Origin of the sequence: Seohaeicola saemankumensis (assembly GCF_042678485.1) — a bacterium.
GTDB lineage: Bacteria > Pseudomonadota > Alphaproteobacteria > Rhodobacterales > Rhodobacteraceae > Seohaeicola > Seohaeicola saemankumensis.
Genome location: NZ_JBHTKR010000002.1, coordinates 122,837 through 146,797 on the forward strand (window position 1 = coordinate 122,837; position 23,961 = coordinate 146,797).

Below are 23,961 nucleotides of genomic sequence, written 5' to 3' on the forward strand. Positions count from 1 at the left end.
TCGCGCGTGGGCCAGACCGGACCGCAAGCCCGGGTTTGGAAAGGTACATATGGCGCGAAGCTTTGCGCGGTATGCGGCAGGAGCGCGCAGTCCCGCCGAAACACGCCACGAAAGGGCGTGCCACTGTGCCGTCATGGCTGAAGCGGCATGGCTGTCGTGACTGTCTGCGTCACTGCGTGGCGGCGATAAGGCGAGATTATAATTATGATCACAAAATGCAACTTAAACTGATCGCTCTGGTTTGTTAGAACGATTCCAGTATAGCTTGGGTCGATCTGTGGGGATGCGGCAGGCAGCGAAAGCCTGCGCGCCCCCCTTACTGTCCCAAGCGGCAGCCCCCGCGCCCGTTTGAGGGCACGATATCAACAAGAATCGGAGAGTAACATGGACGGAAATGACATCGGCAAATGCCCGGTCATGCATGGCGCGATCAACCCGAACGCGACGCAGAAGGGCCGCACGAATCGCGAGTGGTGGCCGAATGCGCTGAACCTCAAGATCCTCAGCCAGCATTCGTCCAAGGTCGACCCGATGGGCGAGGCCTTTTCCTACGCGCAGGAATTCAAGAAGCTGGACCTCAAGGCCCTGAAAAAGGACCTGGCCGCCCTGATGACCGACAGCAAGGATTGGTGGCCGGCGGACTGGGGCCATTACGGCGGTCTGTTCATCCGCATGGCATGGCACAGCGCCGGCACCTACCGCACCGCGGATGGTCGCGGGGGCGGCGGCACCGGATCGCAGCGTTTCGCACCGACCAGCAGCTGGCCGGACAACGCCAACCTGGACAAGGCGCGCCGCCTGCTGTGGCCGATCAAGCAGAAATACGGCAACAAGATCTCCTGGGCGGACCTGTATATCCTGGCGGGCAACGTCGCGATGGAGACCATGGGCTTCAAGACCTTCGGTTTCGGCGGCGGTCGCGCGGATATCTGGGAGCCCGAGGAAGACATCTACTGGGGCAAGGAAGACAGCTGGCTGGGCGATATGCGCTACAGCGGCGAGCGTGAGCTGGAAAACCCGCTGGCCGCCGTGCAGATGGGCCTGATCTACGTCAACCCCGAAGGCCCCAACGGCAACCCCGATCCGCTGGCCTCGGGGCGCGACGTGCGCGAAACCTTCGGCCGCATGGCGATGAACGACTATGAGACCGTGGCACTGGTGGCAGGCGGTCACACCTTCGGCAAGGCGCATGGTGCGGGCGATGCAGCCCTTGTCGGCCCCGAGCCGGAAGCGGCCCCGATGCATGAGATGGGCCTGGGCTGGATCAGCACCCATGGGTCGGGCAAGGGCGGCGACACCATCACCAGCGGCATTGAAGGTGCGTGGAAGCCGAACCCGACGACCTGGGACATGGGCTATTTCAAGGTGCTGTTCAAATATGACTGGCAGCTGTCCAAAAGCGCGGCGGGCGCGCATCAGTGGCACCCGATCAACTGCGAGGACGAGGACATGGTCGTGGACGCGCACGATCCGTCCAAGAAGCACCCGCCGATGATGACGACCGCCGACATGTCGCTGAAGATGGACCCGATCTATGGGCCGATCTCGCGGCATTTCCTGGAAAACCCGGATGAATTCGCCGATGCCTATGCCCGCGCCTGGTTCAAGCTGACCCACCGCGACATGGGCCCCAAGGCGCGCTACCTGGGCGAGGAAGTGCCGGCCGAGGATCTGATCTGGCAAGATCCGATCCCCGCCGTCGATCACCCGCTGGTCGATGCCGCCGATATCGCGGCGCTGAAGGCCAAGCTGCTGGGCGCGCTGTCGGTGGCGCAACTGGTGCAGACGGCATGGGCCTCGGCCTCGTCTTTCCGTGGGTCCGACATGCGCGGCGGTGCCAATGGCGCGCGCGTTCGTCTGGCGCCGCAGAAGGATTGGGCGGTGAACCAGCCTGAAGCTCTGGCCAAGGCGCTGGGCGTGCTGGAAGGCATCCAGGCCGATTTCAACGCCTCTGCCAAGGGTGGCAAGAAGGTCTCGCTGGCCGATCTGATCGTGCTGGGTGGCTGTGCTGCGATCGAGAAGGCCGCGAAGGATGGCGGTTTCACCATCGAGGTGCCCTTTACCCCCGGCCGGATGGACGCCAGCCAGGAGCAGACCGACGTGGACAGCTTCGAGGTGATGGAACCCATCGCCGACGGGTTCCGCAACTACGCAAAGGATGTCTATTCGGTTCCCGCCGAGGGCCTTCTGATCGACAAGGCGCAGCTGCTGACGCTGACGGCCCCCGAAATGACCGCCCTGGTCGGCGGGATGCGGGTTCTGGGCGCCAACCATGGCGGCACGGCGCATGGCGTGTTCACAACCCGTCCGGGAACGCTGAGCAATGACTTCTTCGTCAACCTGGTGGACATGGGCACCGAATGGAAGCCGGTCGACAAGGACGAGCAGATGTTCGAGGGTCGCGACCGCAAGACCGGCGCCGTGAAATGGACAGGTACCCGGGTCGATCTGGCCTTTGGCGCCAATTCCCAGCTGCGCGCCCTGTCCGAGCTTTACGCGCAGGATGACGCCAAGGAGAAGTTCGTCCGCGATTTCGTGGCGGCCTGGACCAAGGTGATGAACGCCGATCGTTTCGATCTGGCCTGATCTCCCGCGTCTCTGCCGGCGCAGCCAGCAGAGCCGCGACCATGACAGAAGGCGGCGCATGACCGGCAGGTCCTGCGCCGCCTTTCCTTTTGGCCGGGCATGGCGGCTGCCCTCTGCGCCAAGGCTTTACCCCGCAGCGTCTACGGTTGTATGTGAGGGCAGGGCGTTGCGTCCCGACAAGGCAGAAACACCGTCCCGGCGGCAGGAGTAACGATGGCGAACGATATTCAGGATCGGTTCCGGGGCCTTGCGGCGCGGATGTCCGCCCTCGTTCCCTATGTGCTGTTTCGGGCCCTGACCGGTTTGCTGAACCTTCTGCCCTATGAGATCCGGGTGCGTCTGGGCGGCTGGGTCTTTGCCCGTGTGATCGTGCCGCTTGCCGGCTACCGCCGCCGGATCGAGGATAACCTGCGCCTGATCTTTCCGGATATGCCCGCCGCGCGCCGCGATCAGGTGATTGCCGATACCTCGCGCAATATCGGGCGCATGGCGATCGAACTTCTGTCCCCCGCAGGGCTGCGCGCCCGCGCCCTGGACGCCCCCATCACCGGCCCCGGCTGGGAGGCCATGCAGCAGGCCCGCGCCGAGGGCCGCCCGATCATCCTGGTCTCGGGCCATTTCGGCAATTACGACGTGATCCGCGCCGGCACCATCGCGCGCGGGTTCCGTGTGGGCGGGATCTACCGCGCGCTGAACAACCCGTATTTCAACGCCTATTACCTGCGCAAGATCAGCGCGATCGGCGCGCCGCTGTTCGAACGCGGCCGTCGGGGGCTGGGCCAGATGGTGCGGTTTCTGCGCGAAGGCGGCACGGTCGCCATGCTGATCGACCAGCACATGCATCGTGGCGAGCCGCTGGATTTCATGGGTCAAACTGCGCTGACGGCTTTGTCGGCGGCGGAAATGGCGCTGAAATACGACGCGCTTCTGGTACCCTGCTACGGGATCCGGCGCGCCGACGGGCTGTCCTTCGATGCCGTGTTCGAGGCCCCCATCCCCCATACGACAGCCGTTCAGATGACCCAGGCGCTGAATGACAGCCTGCAGGCCAGGGTCCGGCAAGATATCGACCAGTGGTTCTGGATACATCGACGCTGGAAGGGCGGCACGCCAGATGCCTGAACATGGCCGCCTGAACCACCTGCGTGACCGGCTTCACAATTTCTGGATCGATCAGGGGATCGTGCGCCTGTTCTGGGCCAATACGGCGGTGATCGCGCCCGGTGTGATCCGGTCGAACCAGCCGGACCGGCGACGGCTTGCGCGGCTGAAGGCGCAGGGGCTGGCATCGGTTCTCTATTTGCGCGGCAGCGACGGCGGCGCACCGTTCCGGGCGGAACGCCACGCCTGCGCGGCGCTGGGGCTTCAGTTTCACAGCTTCAACATGAGCGCGCATCGCTTGCCGCCGCCCGACCGGGTGCTGGCGCTGATCGCGCTGTTCCGGCGAATCGAAAAGCCATTCCTGTTGCATTGCCGCGCGGGCGCCGATCGCACCGGTCTGGCCAGCGCAATCTATCTGCTGGCCTTAGAGGGTCGCCCCCTGGCCGAGGCGCGCGCGATGCTATCGGCGCGCTTCGGGCATTGGCGCTGGTCATCCACGGGGGTGCTGGACCAGATGGTGTTGACCTTCCAGGCCGATCACGCGGCCAACGGGATCGGGTTCGAGGACTGGATCGCCACCCGCTATGATCCGGCCGCGATCACCGCTGATTTCAAGGGGCAGACGCTGTGGAGCCGGATCAGGCTGTCGTTGCGGTAAAACGCAACTGCCCCGCGTCGAAGGCCAGCCCGATACGGCCCGCCATCTTGTGAAAGCTGCGGATCATCGCGATGCGGTTCAGCCTGCCCGAGGCAGAGCGGAACGGGATCGCGTGGATGTCGCCGAAACCGTCGATCAGTACGAACTGATCCGCGCCGCCACGTTGCCCCAGCGCGATATTCGCCGCCGTCATGTCGCCCGCCACCAGCCCATGGTGGAACATGCGCGCCGCGAACTGGTCCAGCAAGGCAATCGTCGCAGGCTCCAAAGGCCCTGCGGCGGCCATGGATTTCAGCGTCCGGCCCAGGATCTGGCCGGGCAGGGCAATCCGTTCGACGGCCAGGACCGGGCCGATGTCTGAATCGCAAAATCCGTAAAGGTTGGGGATCGGCAGATCCTGCGTGGCGATGCCGCTCAGGCGCGCGCGCAGATAGCAATCGCTTTCCTTGAAGAACGGGTGCCACAGGGTTTTGGGCGCCAGTTTCAGCATCAGCCGCCGGAAGTTGCCAAGATCAGACAGAACAAGCCGGATCGCCGTGCCCTCGGTTTGGCCAAGTGCCGCATGCAGCGATTTCGGCGCCTTGAACAGAAGATCGGGATAGTCCGGGTGATGATAGACAAGCCGATCCTGCCCGTTGGCCATTGGTGCCAGATCTGCCAGCGCAAGCGGTTTTGCGGGAAAAGGCATCGACCCTGATGGGGAGGCATGTCTCATGCGTCATACTTTATGTCAGGCGGGGCGGAGATGACACGATACCCTACCAGCAAGGCCTGCCAATCCCTGTCGGTCCAGTGCAGGCCGGGGACCTTGCCCTTTTCCTTGATCAGCGAGCGTTCCAGCCTGCGGATATTCTCTTGCGCCCAGCCCCCCTGCGGACGACGTTCGCATTTGTCGAAATCGATCAGCCAGATGCCGCCCGCGCCATCCAGCAGGATGTTGCGGCAGTTCAGGTCGGAATGATGCACGCCGGCCTTGTGAAACCGGGCGATCACGGCCCCGATCCGCATCCAGTCCCTGTCCGATAGAGGTCCTTCTGCCAGACAATCGGCCAGCGGACGGGTGTCGGGGATGCGCTCCATCAGCAGATCGGCGCGGTACCAGGGGCCAAATGGGCTGAAACGCGCGGCCACCGGGCGCGGCACCGGCAGACCCTGGCCATGCATCCAGTCCAGCAGGGTGAATTCGCGCATCGCACGGCTGCGATCAACGGGTTCGCGCAGATAAAGATCCTTGACGATCCGTCCCACCATGCCGCCACGCCAGTAATGCCGCAGCACCATCTCGCGCCCCTCGTACCGCAGGAACCACGCCGTGTTGCGCCCGGTCGAAGTGCCGGTCAGGCGTCCGGTCTGCTTGAGCCATGCGGGATCGAACAGGTCCGGTGCGAACCCAGGCACAAGGGCCGCATCGTACCAGATGACCGCGGCGCCGGTCTGGCGAGTCGTGATCTCAGCCATGCCGCCCCCTTGACCTCAGCGCCACAGCTCATCGACCCAGGCGACGGGCAGGACCCGGCGATACCATTTCCCGCTGCGCCCGATGATCGCGTCAGGCGGGTTCGGCTTGCCGTGAAACACGACGACCTTGGCGCCTTCGGGGATCCGCGCGGGCTTGAAGAACCCCATGATGCCGCGGTGCATGCAATGGCGCTTGAAGCTGACGCACCAGCCCTTGGGCCAGTAGGTCATCTTGCCCTTGCGGGAAAAATAGGTGGTCACGAATTCCTGTTCGTTGCGGAAATCGCTTTGCGCGCTGTCGAGTGACTGCGCCAGATGTGCGATCAGGTCGCCATGCGCGCCCGCCGTATAGCGAAAGACCGAGGTGTTTCCGGTCTCGTCGCGCTTGTCCCATTCCTTTATCACGATGAACTCGCCCGGCGGGTCGAAGAACGGATCCAGCGGGCCGGTGATCACGATGTCCACGTCAAGAAACAGCGTGGGGCCGGTCAGATCATAAAGGGGCGCGGCAAAGACCGTGACCTTGAGCCAGCCATGCAACCGGGTCCAGCCGGTGGCCGCATCGAATTCCGGGATGCCGATGGCGGGCAGGGGATGGGTTTCGATGGAGGGATCAATGCCCGTGGCGTCATCGGTCAGGCAGACGAAGCGATAGGGGCGCGACATGTTGCGCGACACCATCGACGCCAGCTTGTTTACATAGTCTGGGCCATACTTGGTGCCCCATTTCACACAGAGAATATTGACCGGGTCCATCTGACTGCCTTCAGGGATGCCACGGGTCCGCGCCGGGCGATTTCAGGGCTGCAACCTGTCAGGTCTTGGCCGCCGTTGCAAGGCCGGGCAGAGGCGTAAGCGGATCCGCCCCCATTGCCCCGCCGTGACGATTGGGGCAAGGTCCGACGCGATCCGCCAGGATCCGGCGACACCAGAAAGGACGAGAAACACATGACAACCGGGCAAGGTCAGGTAACGGTCATTACTGTGTCATACAACAGTGAAGCCGTCCTGCCCGCGATGTTGTCATCCGTGCCATCCGGCACCCCGGTTGTCATCGTCGACAATGCGTCTCGCGATCAGGACAGCCTGCGGCAGTTGGCCGAACACCACTCTGCCCGTCTTGTCGCACTTGAACGGAACCTTGGCTTCGGGGTTGCCTGCAATGCTGGGGCGGCCGTTGCCGAAACCGAATATCTGCTGTTCCTGAACCCTGACGCGATATTGCGTCCCGGCGCGATTGACGCATTGCTGGATGCGGCACGCCGCCATCCCGAAGCCTCTGGTTTCAATCCGCGGATCACGCATGAGGACGGGTCGCTGCATTTCAAGCGCCGCAGCAACCTTTTGCCCCGACATGAATGGCTATCCAGAAAAGGTCTTTCGGATGAAGGGGTGCTGCCTGTTCTGGTCGGATCGGCCATCTTCATGTCCAGGCAGAATTTCGAACGGATTGGTGGGTTCGATCCGAATATCTTTCTTTACTACGAAGACGACGATCTGTCCCTGCGGCTGCGCCGGGACATCGGCCCGCTTTTCTATGTGCCACAGGCAGAGGTGATGCACGCCGGCGGGGTTTCATCTGCCAGATCCGTTGATGTCGCCAGGATCAAGGGGCATCACCTGGGGCGTTCGCGGGTCTATGCCTCTGTCAAGCATGGCGTCCGCTGGGGAAGGACAAAGGCGCTGCTGGATGCGATCCTTGGGGCCGTGTCGCCGCTTGTGCTGCTGTCTGCCCGCAAGCGTGCAAAGGAATGGGCCCGTTTGTCGGCAACGGTCCGGTCGATTGCCGGTCGGCCGTGCTGAATGCTGTCCCGGCATGACTTGCCGGCGGCCGTGTCATTGCCTATCGCCCTCATGCTGCATTGCCCTGTGTCCGGTGCCGGGCCCGGCTTCCGGAATGGGGCCATGGATACGTGTCGCCATTGCAAGTGCTTCATGCCGGATCATCTCTCCGGTTTGGCCTGGCAGCAGCTGCAGAATACCCAAGGCTGTTCGGGCCGTGCTTTCTGACGCATTCAGGACCGATTTCTTGAAAAAATGCAGCTGTTCATGTGTCAGATTGTAGAAAGGCAGCGCAACGATGCTGCCGTGCCGCGCGGTCGTTGCCAGGCACAGGGAAATGCGGGCCCGCCGGCCTGCTTCACTGTGTCTGTCGATCTGCAGCACCCGCCCTCTGGTAGGTTCTAGCCGTTCCTCGAGAACCAGCAGGTTCTTCGTGACAGCGTCGAGTTCATCGTCATCAAGGCGCGCGAGGTCAACATCGAGTGTCTCCACGCTCAAGGTGGTGCCATGTGAAAATCCACGGTCGATGACCCAACGGGAAAAGCCGATCTCGCCCCGGCGCACGGTATAGTACTTGCTGTCTCGGATCTGGAGCCGCTTCCAGAATGTCATGAAACCGGGATCTCGCAGAATGGCTGGGCCAAGGCTCCATGTGTTCGAGGCAAGATGGTACTTCCGGTGCCCGTGGTCGATCTCCCACGTGATGCGCCCATGATCCTCCACGTCCACTTTCCGGATACCGAATTTCGACACTGACCCCACGAAGTCCTTGCCCAGGGCACGGGCCGCGTTGAACCAGCTGGGCGATTGATCCACCAGCCAGGCGGAATCGTTCAGGATCCACAGCCGGTCAAGCCTGGGCAGCAGATCGACGATCGACAGGATACCATCGCGGTAACCGCCAAAGTCATAGCCGACATTGGGCCGTTCGATGACACGAAAGGTCTGTTGGCGCAGACTGTCGCGGTCTGCGTCCGACAGGGGCAGGTTCGACACGACAATGGGGCTGATGCCTGCGCGCAGCATTTCCGAGAGCATGTGATGATGCGATGCCTGCACACCCTGCGGCGCATAGATCAGGTAGATCGCGACCTCGTCGCTCTGCATCAGCGCGCCTTGGCTGATGCGCATCAGCCGGGATTTGCGCAGGTCGTAAAGCGGCACGAAGGTCAGGAAACGAAAGGGTTCGGCCAGCGTTTCGAAGGTCTTGGGGACAAGCCTTCGCAACTCGCGCTTGAGTTTCCACATACGGATGGGTGTCATGTCTGGGTTACCCTTTCGGTCCCGTCCGTACCGTCACAGGGCAGCGCGATAGCAGGCAAGCCCGGCAAAGTCCACCGCAGCGTCGGGCGCGGATCGTCCGGCCTGCATGTGTGTGCGGCCTGCCCCCGACATCAGCGGGTCACTGTCTTTCCGTCGCGTAGGAATGCCGTTAGTCACGGAACAGCACGGCGCGTAGCTTCGGCTTACTGGTCGGTTAACAATTCTAAGCTAGATCAAACGCTTTAGCGCATTGCAGACACGCTCTATATCGTCTGCCGTAAGTTGGGGGTAGCTCGGCAAGCTTATCCCACGGGCAGCAATATCTTCCGACACCGGCAGTCGTAAATCTGGCCGTGCATGCGGTGGCATGTGATGCGCGCAGTAGAACACGGGCCTGGTGTCGATACCGAGATCACCCATGCTCTTCATAACCCGGTCCCGATCGATGCCTTTTGGTAGAAGCAGGCTTACAAGCCATTCTGAACTTACCACCTCATTGGGCAGTGTTTGGAACTGAACCGGAGCATTAGCCAGCTCTTTGCGATAGGCAGCCGCAATATTCCGCTTTCGGCCTAATATATCGTCCACACGTTCCATCTGTGCCGTCCCAATGGCCGCGCATAGGTTGGTCATCCGGTAGTTAAATCCTAAGACCGAATGCCAATAGCGCCGATCCAGATCTTGGCCCTGTCCCTTGGCAATCGCCATCTTTCTCAGAAGGGCAGGATCTCGCGTCGCTACCATCCCTCCCTCTCCGGTTGTGACCGTTTTGTTGCCGAAGAAACTCCAGGTAGACACATCGCCGAAGGTTCCGACGTGCTGACCCTTCCAGCTGGTGCCAAGTGCCTCCGCACAGTCCTCAATCATCCTGAGGCCGTACTCCTTGGAAATGGCACAAAGCCGGTCCATGTCGCAGGCTGCACCGTAAAGGTGTACTGGCATTATTGCTCTCGTCCGTGGCGTGATTTTTGAAATCACATCCTCTGGATCCATCAGCCAGTCGCTCGACCTGACCTCACAAAATACTGGCGTGCCGCCTGCTTGTACGATCGTATTGACCGATGCAATATAAGTGAAGGACGGTACAATCACTTCATCGCCGGGCTGAAAATCAAGGCAATGCATCGCGAGGTGAAGGGCAACCGTGCCGTTGGAGACAGCCGTAACATGGGGCGTTCCAATGAACGCCCCAAACATTTCCTCGAATCTTTTGAGGAATGAGCCCTGAGATGAGATCCAAGAGCTGTCGACAGCTTCATTCACGTATCTGCTTTCGTTCCCGCTAAGATCGGGTTGGTAAACGGGGATTGTTCGTTCATTCATCTGATTTACTCTTAATTGATCTAGTCAAAGGCGGGCGTGATCATCAGTTCCGAGCAAGGTTGCTTAGGAGAAGAGGTCTATTGAGATTTTGGACAGGCGACTGAACAAAGGATCAGTTCCATCGAGTCCCCAGGCACTGGTTTCAGCACACAAGGTGCGAGCTTCCTTCACAGTGAAGCTGACATCTATCGCCTCCTCGATCAAGTTTAGAAGTCCATCGACGTAGCAAGAGGCAGTGAAAGTTTCGAGGGCGTAAACACGAGCCCGCGCAGCCACGTCAGCCATATGGTCAGGTTTGTCAATTATTGTTTCAAGCGCCCGCACGATCGCTGGGGCTTGGGGGCGGGCAGGCAGTTTGATGACTACATCATCGGGAATTTCTGAATAAAATCCAGCGTCGCATACGATAGTTGGCCTTGCAGAAAGCAACGCTACAATTGCTGACATACTGGCTCCTTCAAGTATGGGAAACCTCAAGCAGAGCACGCAGTCTGACATGCCGATCTCGCGGAGCAAGTGTTCCTCATCTAGCCATCCGGTCATTTGAATTTTTACGTGCAAGGAATCGGCAAGACTCTCAAGTCTTGACCGAGTTTCATCGTCGATTGGGCCAAGTAAGCGATACTGGCAGTGGGTCCGGAGTCTGTGAGAGGATCCTATTGCTTGAATAATCTCCTCAGGCAGTTTGTTGCTGTTAACATGGCCAATCGTCACAATATCTATCGGATCTCCTGGCTGACGCTTTCGAGGCGCCGCGGTATTGATGTCCGAGACGGGCAACGGAAGCTCCACAACTGGGCCGGGACATGCCGTCTGAGCGAGATCAAGATAGTGTTTCGCATGGACCACCCCCCCGGTCGCCATCGCCATCGGCCAATTAACCATGGAGTTGGTCCCGATCGTTTCAGGTATTGCGTCTGGCTGAATGGGATGATTTACCAAGGTTTGCAAAAGATATTGATATGAAGCTTTGCCTAGCTCTTGCTCCCATCCAGCGCCAAGATCACGCAAAAATGCATCGTGAAGAAGAACTAGGCCTGGTCGTTGTGCCAAAATATTGATCGCACCGCCGTGGAAAAGCCAGTAATTGCCAATAGCGTAGCAGATATGGTCGTAGTCATAACCGGGTTGCAATTTGAGAAGGTCTTTGGGCCGCAAAATGGGCATGTCCGTGTTCAAAGCTTTTAATTTCGCCTGCGCGTCCATTTCACTTCGGACGATGGTAACTGCGACACCTCGTTGCACAAGCTCTTTTGCGATAAGTAGGTTAACTCCTGCTATAGCAGATTGGGTATTCCACGGCGTAACAAGAATAAGACGAAGGCCACGCGGGTTCATGACAAAAGCTTTTCGATTGTAGTTTCCCAGTTAATTCCGCGCTTCAACCAAGATTCTCTACCTTGTAAACCCATATCACGTGATGCGGACGGGGATGATGCAAGCCGGTCAATTGCATCAGCAAGTTGTTTTGCGTCTGGATCGGTGACAAATCCCGTTTCTCTCTCGCGAACAAGATCAAGGATGCCGCCGGCATCATTTACCGTTATCACTGGCTTGGAAGCTTGAGCGGCTTCCATTGTGACATAGCCAACGGAGTCTTCGTCAAACGGAATATATGCAACGCCGAGTGAGTGATTCACCAAAGACGCAATCTCTGTCCGCGGGAGGTAACGTAAATCCAGCCTTACCTTATCTCCAAGGTTATACTCTGATACTAGAGCTTCCAACTGCGCAGAGTCACTTGGCGAATCTGGTGGACCCGCCACAATTAAACGAACGTCCGACTTGACGTATCGCATCGCTTCTACAAGTAGATGCTGTCGCTTTGCGGCATTTACACGACCTCCAGCAAAAATATATCCCTCAGATTCCTTAACACCGAAAATTTCAGGATCATTCAAAGGCGGCATCAGGACTTCTGCCGTAAAGCCATTGAATCTTTTCAGTCGGTCGGCGGTGGTTGAGTGAACCGTGTACATGGATCGGCAGCCTTGGAAGCAATCATCGTCAGCTTTTTGGATAGCTCTCCGGAGAACCGCCCCACGCGCATCCTGAGCAATATTGCTTTGGCCCGCCTCCCACAAATCGTAGGCCTGCCGATACTGATGGATCAACCACATAACTTTGTTGTCATGCGGCACCAAATAGGCCGGAAATTTCAGACCGATCACCTGGTCAACATTCGTCAGCTTCAGCCCGCGACAAAGCAGCATCTGTTCTAGTATTTGTTCGGCGGGTTCCCACCGGAAGGGGATGCTGAATAATTCAGCCTCGACTCCGGCCATGTTAAGATTTTTCGTGAGATTAAATGCTAAGTCTTCAGCCCCTCCACGGATGAAAGGTGCCATGTTGTTTAGGACAAGAACTTTCATTCCATTAGCTTTCTGACGACAGTGGTCCAGTCGATGCCTAGTTCGGACACGCGATAATGGGCTGCATCTCCAAGCCTTTCCGCAAGTTTGCGGTCAGCCCAAAGTCTATCAAACGTATCGGCAATAACGCGCGGATCAGGGTCGATCACATATCCCTCAACGCCATCACGAACAAACTCAGTTACACCGCCCCCATCACTTGCAACGATTACACCTTTGCGTGCATGCGCAGCCTCCAGCGTAGGATATCCATATGAATCCTCGTCTACCGGGAAGTACACAGCGGCCAGAGATGACGCTAGCCGTTCTACCTTCTCTTCCTCTGATATCCACCTCGCTTCTATTTCCACATTTTTAGTTTTTGCAGCAGCCTTGAGTAGGGTTTTAGTGTACGGTGTTTCCGCTCCACAAAGGCGCAGTTTTACTGGAGTCTGTGTGTGCTTCATTGCCTCTATCAAAAGATGCTGGCGTTTATGGTGCTCAAGCCTGCAAATACACACAATTTCGTCGCCATAAGTGTCGCTGTGGAACCGTTCAGGTCGGTGAACTGGTGGATAAAGGGTTTCGCTTGAAAGCCCGTTGAACTCCTGCAAACGCCTGCCCACTACATTAGAATTTGTGTATAGTTTCCTCGCCTCAGAAAGCGCAGCAGTGTCGGCGCGTATAAGGCGTTTTCGAAAAGTGTCCCAATATGGATTAGGTTCTACCGGTGAATACGGCGTTTCCCATAAGTCGTAATACACCCGAGCATGATGAATGAACCACGCAACCTTGTTTGGATGTGGAATAACATGGGCCGGCGGGCGAAATGTTATCACCTGATCTGCCGTATCAGAAAGATCAAGTAACCGAAACGCCATCATCTGATCGAAAAGGGTTGCAGGGTCATCTGTTGAAGGAAGATAGACAACCTCTACACTATGCCCTTGCTCTAATAGAGCCTCTTCAAGCCACTCAACTATAAAGCGATATCCGCCAAAAACCATCGGAACGGCAGAAGATACCAATGCAACCTTCATTTACGTCACCTAATTATAGGTCGCGCGGGAACACCAACTACCGTTACGCCTGCCGCGATGTTTGATATAACTGCAGCAGCTGCTCCGACAACGGTGCCTTTTCCGATCACGTTGTTTGGGGTGACCGATGCCCCTGTCCCGACGAACACTTCGTCTTCCAACCGCACTCTACCTCCAAGAACCGAACCCGGAGCCACATGGCACGCTATCCCGACCCTGCAGTCATGTTCAACAACTGCATTCGTATTAACAATACAGTGATCGCCGATGTCTGCTTCTGCATTAATAACTGCCCCGGGCATTATCAAAATGCCTCGGCCGAGCGTTGCGGATGGAGAAACACATGCACGTGGGCTAATAGCATTTGCCAAACGAAAACCTGATATTTGCAGGTCCGCGCCCAATTTGGCACGCAGTGAGTTCTGACCGATGGCGACAAAACCCCACTTTACACCTCTGTCTAAGAATGCCCGCTGGCTATCCTCATCACGGTGCACAGGAACCCCAAGTACGTTATTTTCTTTGGCGTATGGGTCTATGCAAGCTACAGGATCAAATAACCCTCGCGCTCGAAATACTTCAATACAAACCTTAGCATGGCCGCCTGCGCCAAGCAAAATCACGGGTTCAGCAGCGCTCACGATTGCGGTATCCTTGTAATTCTCGATGAACTGCCTCGTGCGAATACCAAGTTCAAGGAATGAACCTTCGCAAGCTCGATCTCAGATCTCAATGGCCTGCAAGCAGCTGACATTTCATCTATTTCGAATATTTGATCAAAGCCGCGATCTCTAAACGCGCCCAACCATTGATTAATCGTCTTATTTATCCGTACTAGATGCGACGGACCGAACTCAACAATTAGTATTATTTCAGGGTTTTCCTCTATGACACGCGTCATGCCCTGCAATACTAGAAGTTCAGCACCCTCGACATCTACCTTGACCAAGGAGATATTATCACCAGCGGAAACAATTTCATCAATGGGGGCGGTTTGGACTTTTATTTCCCGCGACTCTTCAGAGAGCGAAACCAAAGACGAATGCCCACTTATCTCTGCAAGGTGAAAGGTTGATGTCCCGACCCTGTCTGAAGCAGCCATTTGTAAAACGTCACAATTTTTTAGAAGGCCGTTTGTTGAAAGCGTGCGTCGAATGCAGTCGACCAAGAGTTCTGAAGCTTCTATTGCGAGCACTTTACCCGATGCACCAACGGCGCGACCCATCGTCAATGTCAAAAGGCCGACTTGTGCGCCAACATCGATAACATGATCGCCAGGCTTAATTATTGATTCGATAACCCGACAAGTTCCAGGCTCGTAGGCTCCGCCCTCCAATATGTGTATAATTAGATGATATTCATTTTGGGGACATATCACATATCCATAGGGTGTTCTTACCGCTACGCGTTCATCCACAAGCTGGATAAGGTTGCGGTTGACCAGCATATCGACGCGTGCGCGAAGAACTTGCATATCTGCAGACAATGCCGAAACACCTAATTCAATATCGCGGAGCTTTTGGGTGATCTCAGCTTGACCTAAAGCAAAGCCTGACGAGGCATGCGCTTGCCTGAGTCTTGCAGCACGCCTTGCCTGCGATTTCTTGCGTACTTGGCGCAGACTATTCCGGAGTTGATTAACTCTACTAAGCAAAAAGATTTCGAATTTTCTAATAAGTTTTTTTGTTTTAGGAGCCTTTTTTCCTGCGAGTGTAGCACTAGCCGTTGAGTCTTGCGCTTGATAGCAAGTGCCAAGCGTTCTTTCGGAAACCACAGACCCAAAAACCGCAGAGCAAAACGCACGGGCTTGCGCTTTTTTATTTGCAGCAGCCATTTTCATATCACGCGTTTCGTCTGCACGATTATCACTCTGGTTGATGGTCACGTATTTTTTCCACATTTGTTCGGGCGATTGGTGTGCAACTAGCTATTTATGAAAATTTTTTTATCGGTGCGCCTAGCCGCTCAACATCCATTCTAGCGTCTGCTCAAATGGACGCAGTTTGAGAGGGCCAATTATGGCTTCGAGACGCGCCGCGTCACCCTTTAAGATTTTAACTTCATCGTAACGTACAAAAGCAGGGTTTACAACAAGCTCAATCTCGTGGCCTGTAATTTTACAGCACATATCAACTATATCTTTCAATGAGAGAGTCTGCCCCGAACAAACATTCAAGATCTTACCGTGCGCATCTCGGGATTCTAGTAGAGCGCTATAAACGCGCGCAACGTCTCGCACATCGGATAAATCACGTTGGACTTCTAGATTGCCAAGTTCGATATGCGCTGCGCGGCTGCGAAAATGCGACACGATTTTGGGAACAAGAAACTTGGGGTCCTGACCGACACCGGTGTAGTTGAAAGGGCGCGTTATCACGATGGGTAGGTCGTCGGCAAACAGCCTACTGGCATATTCCATCGCCAGCTTCGAGACGCCATAATCATTGGCTGGGCTGGCTGGTGTGTCCTCGGTTATCGGGGTCTGGCGGGCGTTGCCATAGACGTTCGCGCTGGAGGCCAGCACGACACCACGCTGGCCATGTCCGCCGCGGGAGAGCGCTTCCAGCAGGTTGCGCGTGCCAAGCAGGTTAACATGGTAGAAATCGTCAACGCTGCCATGCCCCACAAAGGCGATCCCGGCCAGATGCACCACGGCATCGGGGCGGACATCATCAACGAGTTGCGAAACAGAGACGGCATCGGTCAGGTCAGCTACTCTGTCAAGGGGGCCCATATCCTCGGTAGGATGTGAGCACGCCCCCCATACGTCCCAGCCCGCAGTCGCCAAAGCTTCTGCCACATAATGGCCAGTGAAGCCATAGCGACCTGTGACCAGTGCCCTTCCTTTCGACATCAGAATGATATTCCTTTAGCATTCCTTTCCAGATCGGCTTTCACCATCATCGCGCAAAGCTGCTCAAGGCTGGTCTTTGGCGCCCAGCCCAATTCTATCTTTGCCTTGCTCGGATCGCCGATCAGAAGGTCCACCTCGGCAGGCCGATAGAATTTTTTGCTGATGCGAACGAGGGTTCGCTTGCTCTCGACATCAATCGCCACTTCATCTTCATCTTTTCCCTCAAAGCGCAGCTCGATACCCGCAGCTTTGAAGGCCATGCTTACAAAGTCGCGCACGGTCTCGGTGCGGTTGGTGGCCAGAACGAAGGTGCTCGGTGCATCCGCCTGCAGGATGCGCCACATGCCTTCTACGTAATCCTTTGCATAGCCCCAGTCGCGCTTGGCATCGAGGTTACCCAATTCGAGACAGGCAAGCTTACCGTGTTTGATCTTGGCGACGCTGTCCGTGATCTTGCGCGTCACGAACTCCAGCCCGCGTAAAGGGCTTTCATGATTGAACAGAATTCCGGAAGAGGCAAAGATATCATAGCTTTCGCGATAGTTGATCGTCATCCAGTGCCCGTAAAGCTTGGCAACGCCATAAGGGGAGCGCGGCCAGAACGGTGTGGTTTCGCGTTGCGGAATTTCCTGAACCTTTCCGAACATCTCCGATGTGGACGCCTGATAGAAGCGGATCCTGGGGTTCACGATGCGGGTCGCTTCAAGCATATTCAGCACGCCTATTCCCGTGATCTGGGATGTCGTCTGGGGCTGATCGAAGGACACGCCCACGAAACTTTGCGCCGCCAGATTGTAGATCTCGTCAGGCTCCGTGCGCTGGAGCAGCCGAATTGCCGATCCCATATCCGTAAGGTCGAACTCTTCCAGGTGAAGGTTTGGGTGGTTCCTGATGCCCAACTCTTCAATACGCCAGAAGTTCGTGGTGACCACACGGCGGAAGGTGCCAACGACTTTGTATCCCTTTTGCAGCAGCAGTTCGGCAAGATAAGCGCCATCTTGTCCGGTGATACCTGTAACGAGGGCTGTCTTTGTCATGTTCGGCATTCCTTAGCTTGATGCAATTCAGCGATCTGTTTGTTGCGCGGATGTGTTGATGTGCTCTGGCTTGTCCAAAAGCACGTCAAAGCGCGGATTGTAATGTTTCGGCAGGAAAAATTCGGGTGTGTCACTGCCGAGAATATACATCCTCATATCGAATTATATCGTCTTCTCCCAGATAACTTCCGGTTTGGACCTCTATCAAAACCATCGGGACCTTGCCTGGATTTTCCAACCTGTGAACCGATCCGAGAGGGATATAAATGGATTGGTTTTCGGTCAGGAGTTGCACTGTCTCGTCGACGGTCACACGCGCTGTCCCGTGCACGACGATCCAATGCTCCGATCTGTGAAAGTGGCTTTGCAGGCTCAGGGCTGCCCCCGGGTGCACCACGATGCGCTTCACCTGAAAGCGGTTTCCGGACGCGATGCTTTCGAAGTGCCCCCATGGCCTGTGGTCGCTTGCAAACATCGTGGCTTGTTTCGCGCCACGCTCCTGCAACCGTTCCACCACTTCCTTCACGCGCTGGCTGTCGGATTTCCTTGCGACAAGAACAGCATCAGGCATCGCAATCGCGATCATCTCTTCAAGACCAATGCCGACCAGTTCCAGGCCCGGAACCTCACTTCTCAGGAGTGTGTCCTTGCAGTCGATCGCAGTGGCATGTTCTGACAGGGCATTGCCCGATGCGTCTTTGCCGACTTCATTGTAAACGGATTCCCAGCTGCCCAGGTCCGACCAGGAGGCATGGTAGGGCATCACGGCAAGGTTTTTCGCCTTCTCCATGATCGCATAGTCGATTGACGTGTTTTCAAGGCGCGCCCAAGGCTCTGATCCCAATCGTGTAAAGCTCAGGTCCGAAGCGGCTGTCTGGACAGCCTCACGAACGCCCGCAAGCGTTTCTGGAGCATGTTCTTGGAAGGCCTCTACCAACGCGCTGGGTTTGAACAGGAAGATGCCTGCGTTCCAAAGGAAACGCCCGCTGTCCACCATCTTTCCGGCCGCTGCCAGATTGGGCTTCTCGACGAAACGTGCAAGGGTCTGCGGCGTTTCTGCATCAGCTTTGGCACCCTCGGCCAGTTCGAGATAGCCATAGCCAGTCTCGGGGCGTGTGGGGCGAATGCCGAATGTGACAAGCCTGCCGTCCATAGCGGTCGGGGCCGCGGCAATGACGGCATTCTGGAATCTGTCCGTCTCGGCGATGACGTGATCCGAGGGCATGACCAGCATCAGGCAATCCGGGTCGCTTTCCAGCAAGGACAAAGCCGCAGCCAGAACAGATGCCGCGGTGTTGCGTGATTCCGGCTCGACCAGGATCCTGGTCGGTAGGGTTTCCATCGTGGCAAGTTGCTCAACCACTAAAAACCGGAAAGGATCGCCTGTCACCACCATGGGTGCCGCAAACTCTGGCCCGGAACAGATCGAGGCCGCTGATTGAAAGAGGCTCTTGTCATTGATCAGCTTCGAAAACTGCTTTGGATAGCTTTTCCGAGACACTGGCCAAAGACGGGTTCCAGCACCGCCACACAAGATCACGGGTACAATGCTTTTTTGGTCAACCATGCTACTTTTCTCACTTTTCAACTTTGCAATTTCATTCATGCGGCCAACAAGCCCTTTTTGTGCAGAATATTTACCATGTCGCGGCCCACGGCAGCAAAGGAATGCTTCTCGACCAGGTGGCGGAAGCCATTCTTTGCTCTTTCCCGTGCCTCGTGCGGATTTTCATAGATTGATCTGAGAAGTTTGGCTGCGTGATCAATGGAGGGTTCTGCCCATGTTGCATTTTCCGCCAAGACGTAATCTTTCGGGCCCACGTCGATGCGCGACCATTCGACAGGGAAGCCGGTTTGGGCGTTGATGAACTCGGTCGATCCGCCATAGTCCGTTGCCACAACGGCCTTGCCGGCGGTCAACGCCTCGGCGCAGGCAAGCCCCAATCCCTCTGACCGATGCAATGACAGGAAAACATCATGCTCAGCCATCATGGCGTTTATGGCATTGCGATCAAGAAGGCGATCAATGACCGTTATCCTTGGATCATCCGCCGTTTGTTCTGCAAGCCACTGTCTGCGCCCTAAATCCCTTTTGCCACGTGTTTTGACAGTCAGGCTGACATCTTCCCTGTTCGGAAATGCCTGTTTGAATGCGAAAATCGCCGCTTCAGGATTTTTTCGTGCAGGGAAAGAATCAAAGTCGAAATGAAACAGGATTTTCAATGTTCCCGTGGGATCAAAGAATTGCGGCTCTTCAGCTGGAAGATCTATTGGATGCTTTACCAGTTCCACATTCGTAAAGCCGTATCGTTTGATGGTGTCGCGGATAAAATGTGACGGCACCCAGATGCTGTCGTATTTTTTCAGGTAATCCACATATTTTGCAGGAATGCTGTCGAGCTCCCAAAACGGGTAGGCTATGTTGCGCTTCTGCTTGCAGATTTGATATCGGAGACGCTTGAAACCAGTCAGGCCATCAATCGTGATACCTGCGTTGTAAGGTGCGTTGTCCGACACGATATCACTAAAGCTTGTGTCGTTCTGGCGGCCTTCAAGTACCCGGTTGCAGGCTGCAATCCTCACGTCCTGAGTAGAAAGCGCGCGATACAGAAGCCGGGCGCTTTCGCCCAGTCCGGTTTCAGACAGAAAATAACCGTGCAAATTTATACCATTTGGGAGCCCGTCTCCCCCCCGTACCCAGCAGGGCTTTGGGGTGTCTGCGGCGCATTGCGCTCGAAAGCATTGCAGGAGTTTGGTCAGGTTATTATTCACAACGTTCACTATCCAATGTGCTGTCAGCTTCCTGACCATGACCGCAATATCGGTTTGGTCCACCTAAGCCAAGTTCTCAAACATATCAACACTCGGAGAGCGCATGAGGGCACTGAAGCCGTGTGCGACTGCGCCGTTTGCGCCGATTTTTGCCGGAGCAGCAGAATGTCAGGCCGCGCGTGCCAGCGGGAAGGCTTTATGATGATCTTGGGCATGTACTCCGAGACCTGCGACCTCGATTTGGTTCGATTGCTTTGCAAAGAACCTGCAAGTTGATTTGTGCTGGCAGGATTTTGCGCCGCTGGAGAGGGATGGAGCGAAGAAATCACGATGCTGCAATTCAATGCTTTCCGCTTTGCCCCTTCTGGAACGCGTTCCAGGTGACGGATAGGTGCCTGTTCGAAAAATTGGGACAGTGACCGGGCCATTCTCAATCCAGGCGAAGCTCATCAATCCAGTTTTTTAGCAGACACAGGCTTCGCTATTCTGACGGGGCCCAATATCGCAAGAATTGCGACCTGTTCCCAGACGGGCATACCGCGTGTCAAAGCCCGACACATGGCCCCTCGCGTTCAAGGCAACCGCTGCGTTCTTAAGGGGGCGCTCGCATCCGACAGGCACGCCGATGGTGTTGCCTGGGACGCCTTTTGCCGCGCCGCTTTGCTCTGGCCCCTCGCGGCGGGTCGCGATAGCGTGGCGCAAGGGTGCCGCAGGGGCTGCGGACAGATCAAGAGGGCAGGACATGGCGATCAAGGCGGCAATCATCGGGTTGGGGATAATGGGACGGCGGATGTTGGAGCATATGCAGCTTCACCCCGCCTATGACCCGGCATTCCTGTGGGATCCGAATGCGGCCAACGCGGCCCTTGCGCGCGACATGGCGCCTGACGCCAAGATCTGCGACAGCGCCGAGGCTGCCATCGCCGGCGCCGATGTGGTCTATCTGGCTTGCCCGCCCGCACCGCGCAAGGCATATGCGCTGGCGGCAGCGGCGCAAGGAAAGGCGTTGTTTCTGGAAAAACCCTTGGGTGTCGATATTGCGGCCAGCGCCGATCTGGTGGAACGCATTGCGGCATCCGGCGTGCCGGCGGCGGTGAATTTCACCCAGGCCGCAGGTGCCGCGCTGACGGATATCTCGGCCGAGGCGCGATCAGGCGCGATGGGCGATCTCGCGGGCGTGGATATCGTCGTGACCTATGGCGCATGGCCGCGTGGCTGGCAGCAGGCCGCCGACTGGCTGCGCCTGCGCGACGAAGGCGGCATGACCCGCGAGGTGATCTCGCATTTCCTGTTCTTTTCCGAACGCATCCTTGGCCCGTTGTCCCTGGTCTGGGCGCGCCCCAGCTATCCGGCCGATCCCGCGCTATGCGAGACGCATATGCTGGCGCGGCTGGAAAACGCGGCGGGGCAGGCGGTTTCGGTCTTGGCCAGCGTCGGGGGCGCGCAACCGGACCGGCAGGAATTCACCGTCAAGGGCAGCCGGCGCAGCCATAGGGTTGCGGATTTCTATGCCGTGTCCACCTCGGACGGGGGCGCGTTCGAACGCGTCACCCCCATGAATATCGACCCGCGCAGCACCAGCCTGCGGGCGCAGCTTGACGATCTTGAGGCGATGATCGCAGGCCGTCCGCACCGTCTGGCAACGCTGGAGGAGGCGCTGCGCGTGCAGCGGCTGATCGAGGCAATGCTGCAGGGCAAGTGATGATTTCCGCCTCTTGAACGTTGCGCGCGGGCATGGAAGCCTATGCGCCTAACGATTAAGGGAGGATCACCATGACCGAGGCGCGCCCCATCCTGTGGGAACCCGATGCCGCGCGGGCGGACAGCGCGACATTGGCGCAGTTCATCCGCTGGCTGAAGGCCGAGCGGGGGCTGGAATTTGCCGATTATCACGCGCTGTGGGAATGGTCCGTCACCGATCTGGACGGGTTCTGGACCGCGATCATCGGCTTTTTCGATCTGCCCATCTCCGGCTGGGCCGAGGTGCTGCCCGAACGCAAGATGCCTGGCGCTGATTGGTTCCCCGGCGCCGAGACGAATTTTTCGGCCCAGATCCTGCGCCATGCCGCGACGCGCGGCAAGGATCAGGCGGTGATCGTGCAATCCGAAACCTTCGGGCGTCAGGTCCTGACCTGGGATGCGTTGCAATCGCGTGTCGGTGCCGCGCAGGCTGCGTTGCGTGATATGGGCGTGGGGCAGGGCGATCGGGTTGTCGCCGTGCTGCCGAACGCGCTTGAGGCGCTTGTGGCCTTTCTGGCGACGGCCTCGCTGGGGGCGGTCTGGTCGCTTTGCGCGCCCGATATGGGGCATGTCGCGATCCTGGACCGGTTCCGGCAGATCGAACCGAAGGTGCTGATTGCACAGGATGGCTATGTTCATGCGGGCAAGCGGATCGACCGCCGCGAGATCCTTGCAGGTATCGCGGCCGGGCTGCCGACGCTGGAGCATCGTGTGATGGTACCCGCGCTGCAAGATGTGCCGCCGGGCTGGACGCCCTGGGCGGTCATGGAGGCAGCACCACAAACGCCGCAGATCGTCAGGGTCCCGTTCTCGCATCCCTTGTGGATTGTCTATTCCTCGGGAACGACCGGGAACCCCAAGCCCATCGTGCATGGCCATGGCGGTGTCATGCTGGAAGGTGCCAAGCAATCGCTGCATCAGGACCTGAGCGCAGATGACCGTTTCTGCTGGATCACCTCGTCGGGCTGGATCATGTGGAACGCCCAATGGACGGCGCTGGGGCAGGGGGCCAGGGTAGTGCTATTCGATGCAGCCCCCAACCATCCTGACATGCTGGAGGCATGGCGCATGGTGGCGCGCGAGGGTCTGACCTATTTCGGGGCGGGGGCCGCCTTTTTCATGGGCTGCCAGAAGGCGGGCATTCGGCCGGGGGCGGAGCTGGATCTTTCGGCGCTGCGGTCCATCGGGGCGACGGGATCGCCGCTCAGCCAGGAAGGCTATGACTGGATCTACGCGCAGGTAAAGCGCGATGTCTGGCTGGCGCCGATTTCGGGCGGCACCGACCTTGCCGGGGCCTTCGTCTGCGGCAATCCGATGATGCCGGTGCGCGCGGGCGAGATGCAGTGCCGCGCGCTGGGAAATGCGGTGCGCGCCTATGACGAGGCCGGGCAGGAGGTGATCGGCCAGGTGGGCGAGCTGGTCTGCACCGAACCGCTGCCATCCATGCCGCTATACTTCTGGGGCGACGATGATGGATCGCGCCTTCATGACAGCTATTTTGACACCTATCCCGGCATCTGGCGGCACGGCGACTGGATCGAGTTCACACCCGAGGGTGGATCGGTGATCTATGGACGCTCGGATGCCACGATCAACCGGCGGGGGCTGCGGCTTGGCAGTTCCGAGATCTACCGCGCGGTCGAAGGTCTGGATGCGGTGCTGGACAGCCTGGTGATCGACCTGGAATTCCTGGGCCGCGACAGTTTCATGCCGCTGTTCGTGGTACTGCGCGAAGGGCTGGTGCTGGATGACGCCTTGCGTGGCCAGATACGCGATGCGATCCGGGCTTCGGTGTCCGCCCGCTTTCTGCCTGATGACATCGTGCAGGTGGCCGAGGTGCCGCGCACATTGAGCGGCAAGAAGCTGGAAGTGCCGGTGAAGAAGCTGCTGCTGGGGGGTGACCCGGAAAAGGTCGTCAATCGCGATTCCATGGCGAACCCGAACAGTTTCGACGCTTTCATCGCCTATGCGGCGGCGCGCATGCCCGCCTGAACGG

At 57.7% G+C, this 23,961-nt stretch carries 21 protein-coding genes; 6 read left to right on the forward strand and 15 right to left on the reverse strand.

The features are described 5' to 3' along the window. Positions 1–384 precede the first annotated feature (384 nt). The 3 genes from katG to ACFQ3C_RS04395 all read left to right on the forward strand — a co-directional run bounded on the left by katG (position 385) and on the right by ACFQ3C_RS04395 (position 4,345). The gene (gene katG / locus ACFQ3C_RS04385) at positions 385–2,586 is read left to right on the forward strand and encodes a catalase/peroxidase HPI (protein ID WP_380789244.1); all 2,202 of its coding nucleotides are present in this window, start codon (positions 385–387) and stop codon (positions 2,584–2,586) included. A 258-nt stretch (positions 2,587–2,844) separates the two neighbouring features. Next, positions 2,845–3,708, forward strand: a complete 864-nt coding sequence (locus ACFQ3C_RS04390; RefSeq protein WP_380789804.1) for a lysophospholipid acyltransferase family protein — start codon at positions 2,845–2,847, stop codon at positions 3,706–3,708. Beyond that, positions 3,701–4,345 (forward strand): tyrosine-protein phosphatase, encoded by a 645-nt coding sequence (locus ACFQ3C_RS04395; protein ID WP_380789245.1) that lies wholly within the window; start codon positions 3,701–3,703, stop codon positions 4,343–4,345. The genes ACFQ3C_RS04390 and ACFQ3C_RS04395 overlap by 8 nt, the downstream gene beginning before the upstream one ends. Here the strand turns inward: ACFQ3C_RS04395 and ACFQ3C_RS04400 are convergent. From ACFQ3C_RS04400 to ACFQ3C_RS04410, 3 genes are read right to left on the reverse strand one after another with little or no spacing between them, the layout of a single operon-like run. Beyond that, positions 4,326–5,033: a YrbL family protein gene (locus tag ACFQ3C_RS04400; RefSeq protein ID WP_380789246.1), complete on the reverse strand. Its 708-nt coding sequence runs from the start codon at positions 5,031–5,033 to the stop codon at positions 4,326–4,328. The two genes, ACFQ3C_RS04395 and ACFQ3C_RS04400, sit on opposite strands and share 20 nt — an antisense overlap. Before the next feature lie 23 nt (positions 5,034–5,056). Then, on the reverse strand, positions 5,057–5,803 hold the full coding sequence (locus tag ACFQ3C_RS04405) for a 3-deoxy-D-manno-octulosonic acid kinase (protein WP_380789247.1): 747 nt from the start codon (positions 5,801–5,803) through the stop codon (positions 5,057–5,059). A 15-nt stretch (positions 5,804–5,818) separates the two neighbouring features. Then, on the reverse strand, positions 5,819–6,559 hold the full coding sequence (locus ACFQ3C_RS04410) for a glycosyltransferase (protein ID WP_380789248.1): 741 nt from the start codon (positions 6,557–6,559) through the stop codon (positions 5,819–5,821). 192 nt (positions 6,560–6,751) lie between these two features. Between ACFQ3C_RS04410 and ACFQ3C_RS04415 the strand changes: the two genes are divergently transcribed. Continuing rightward, a complete protein-coding gene (locus tag ACFQ3C_RS04415; RefSeq protein WP_380789249.1) occupies positions 6,752–7,606 on the forward strand; it encodes a glycosyltransferase family 2 protein in 855 nt (284 codons plus the stop codon). Positions 7,607–7,639: 33 nt separating this feature from the next. Here the strand turns inward: ACFQ3C_RS04415 and ACFQ3C_RS04420 are convergent, their stop codons facing one another. The 12 genes from ACFQ3C_RS04420 to ACFQ3C_RS04475 form a co-directional block, all read right to left on the reverse strand. After that, complete coding sequence (locus tag ACFQ3C_RS04420) at positions 7,640–8,848, reverse strand: rhamnan synthesis F family protein (RefSeq protein WP_380789250.1); 1,209 nt, start codon at positions 8,846–8,848, stop codon at positions 7,640–7,642. A gap of 228 nt (positions 8,849–9,076) precedes the next feature. Next, positions 9,077–10,171, reverse strand: a complete 1,095-nt coding sequence (locus ACFQ3C_RS04425) for a DegT/DnrJ/EryC1/StrS family aminotransferase (RefSeq protein ID WP_380789251.1) — start codon at positions 10,169–10,171, stop codon at positions 9,077–9,079. A gap of 63 nt (positions 10,172–10,234) precedes the next feature. Next, on the reverse strand, positions 10,235–11,509 hold the full coding sequence (locus ACFQ3C_RS04430; protein WP_380789252.1) for a glycosyltransferase: 1,275 nt from the start codon (positions 11,507–11,509) through the stop codon (positions 10,235–10,237). Then, a complete protein-coding gene (locus ACFQ3C_RS04435; RefSeq protein ID WP_380789253.1) occupies positions 11,506–12,519 on the reverse strand; it encodes a glycosyltransferase family 4 protein in 1,014 nt (337 codons plus the stop codon). The genes ACFQ3C_RS04430 and ACFQ3C_RS04435 overlap by 4 nt, the downstream gene beginning before the upstream one ends. Positions 12,520–12,539: 20 nt before the next feature. Further along, positions 12,540–13,562 carry a glycosyltransferase family 4 protein gene (locus ACFQ3C_RS04440; protein WP_380789254.1) on the reverse strand — a complete coding sequence of 341 codons (1,023 nt, stop codon included), beginning with the start codon at positions 13,560–13,562 and terminating at the stop codon, positions 12,540–12,542. Positions 13,563–13,567: 5 nt separating this feature from the next. Continuing rightward, on the reverse strand, positions 13,568–14,203 hold the full coding sequence (locus ACFQ3C_RS04445) for an acetyltransferase (RefSeq protein ID WP_380789255.1): 636 nt from the start codon (positions 14,201–14,203) through the stop codon (positions 13,568–13,570). Next, positions 14,200–15,447, reverse strand: a complete 1,248-nt coding sequence (locus ACFQ3C_RS04450; RefSeq protein ID WP_380789256.1) for an FkbM family methyltransferase — start codon at positions 15,445–15,447, stop codon at positions 14,200–14,202. The genes ACFQ3C_RS04445 and ACFQ3C_RS04450 overlap by 4 nt, the downstream gene beginning before the upstream one ends. Positions 15,448–15,519: 72 nt before the next feature. Continuing rightward, positions 15,520–16,416, reverse strand: coding sequence for an NAD-dependent epimerase/dehydratase family protein (locus tag ACFQ3C_RS04455; RefSeq protein WP_380789257.1), 897 nt, complete (start codon positions 16,414–16,416; stop codon positions 15,520–15,522). Then, complete coding sequence (gene gmd, locus ACFQ3C_RS04460; RefSeq protein ID WP_380789258.1) at positions 16,416–17,453, reverse strand: GDP-mannose 4,6-dehydratase; 1,038 nt, start codon at positions 17,451–17,453, stop codon at positions 16,416–16,418. Before gmd ends, ACFQ3C_RS04455 begins: the two co-directional genes overlap by 1 nt. A gap of 130 nt (positions 17,454–17,583) precedes the next feature. After that, positions 17,584–19,059 carry a mannose-1-phosphate guanylyltransferase/mannose-6-phosphate isomerase gene (locus tag ACFQ3C_RS04465; RefSeq protein WP_380789260.1) on the reverse strand — a complete coding sequence of 492 codons (1,476 nt, stop codon included), beginning with the start codon at positions 19,057–19,059 and terminating at the stop codon, positions 17,584–17,586. Continuing rightward, the gene (locus ACFQ3C_RS04470; protein WP_380789261.1) at positions 19,056–20,288 is read right to left on the reverse strand and encodes a glycosyltransferase family 4 protein; all 1,233 of its coding nucleotides are present in this window, start codon (positions 20,286–20,288) and stop codon (positions 19,056–19,058) included. Before ACFQ3C_RS04470 ends, ACFQ3C_RS04465 begins: the two co-directional genes overlap by 4 nt. Before the next feature lie 105 nt (positions 20,289–20,393). After that, positions 20,394–20,675 carry a hypothetical protein gene (locus tag ACFQ3C_RS04475; protein WP_380789262.1) on the reverse strand — a complete coding sequence of 94 codons (282 nt, stop codon included), beginning with the start codon at positions 20,673–20,675 and terminating at the stop codon, positions 20,394–20,396. 292 nt (positions 20,676–20,967) lie between these two features. On the opposite strand from ACFQ3C_RS04475, the gene ACFQ3C_RS04480 reads away from it, so the two are divergent. Together ACFQ3C_RS04480 and ACFQ3C_RS04485 are read left to right on the forward strand one after the other, a co-directional pair. After that, positions 20,968–21,927: a Gfo/Idh/MocA family protein gene (locus tag ACFQ3C_RS04480; protein ID WP_380789263.1), complete on the forward strand. Its 960-nt coding sequence runs from the start codon at positions 20,968–20,970 to the stop codon at positions 21,925–21,927. 71 nt (positions 21,928–21,998) lie between these two features. Beyond that, the gene (locus ACFQ3C_RS04485) at positions 21,999–23,957 is read left to right on the forward strand and encodes an acetoacetate--CoA ligase (RefSeq protein WP_380789264.1); all 1,959 of its coding nucleotides are present in this window, start codon (positions 21,999–22,001) and stop codon (positions 23,955–23,957) included. The last annotated feature ends 4 nt before the right edge of the window (positions 23,958–23,961 follow it).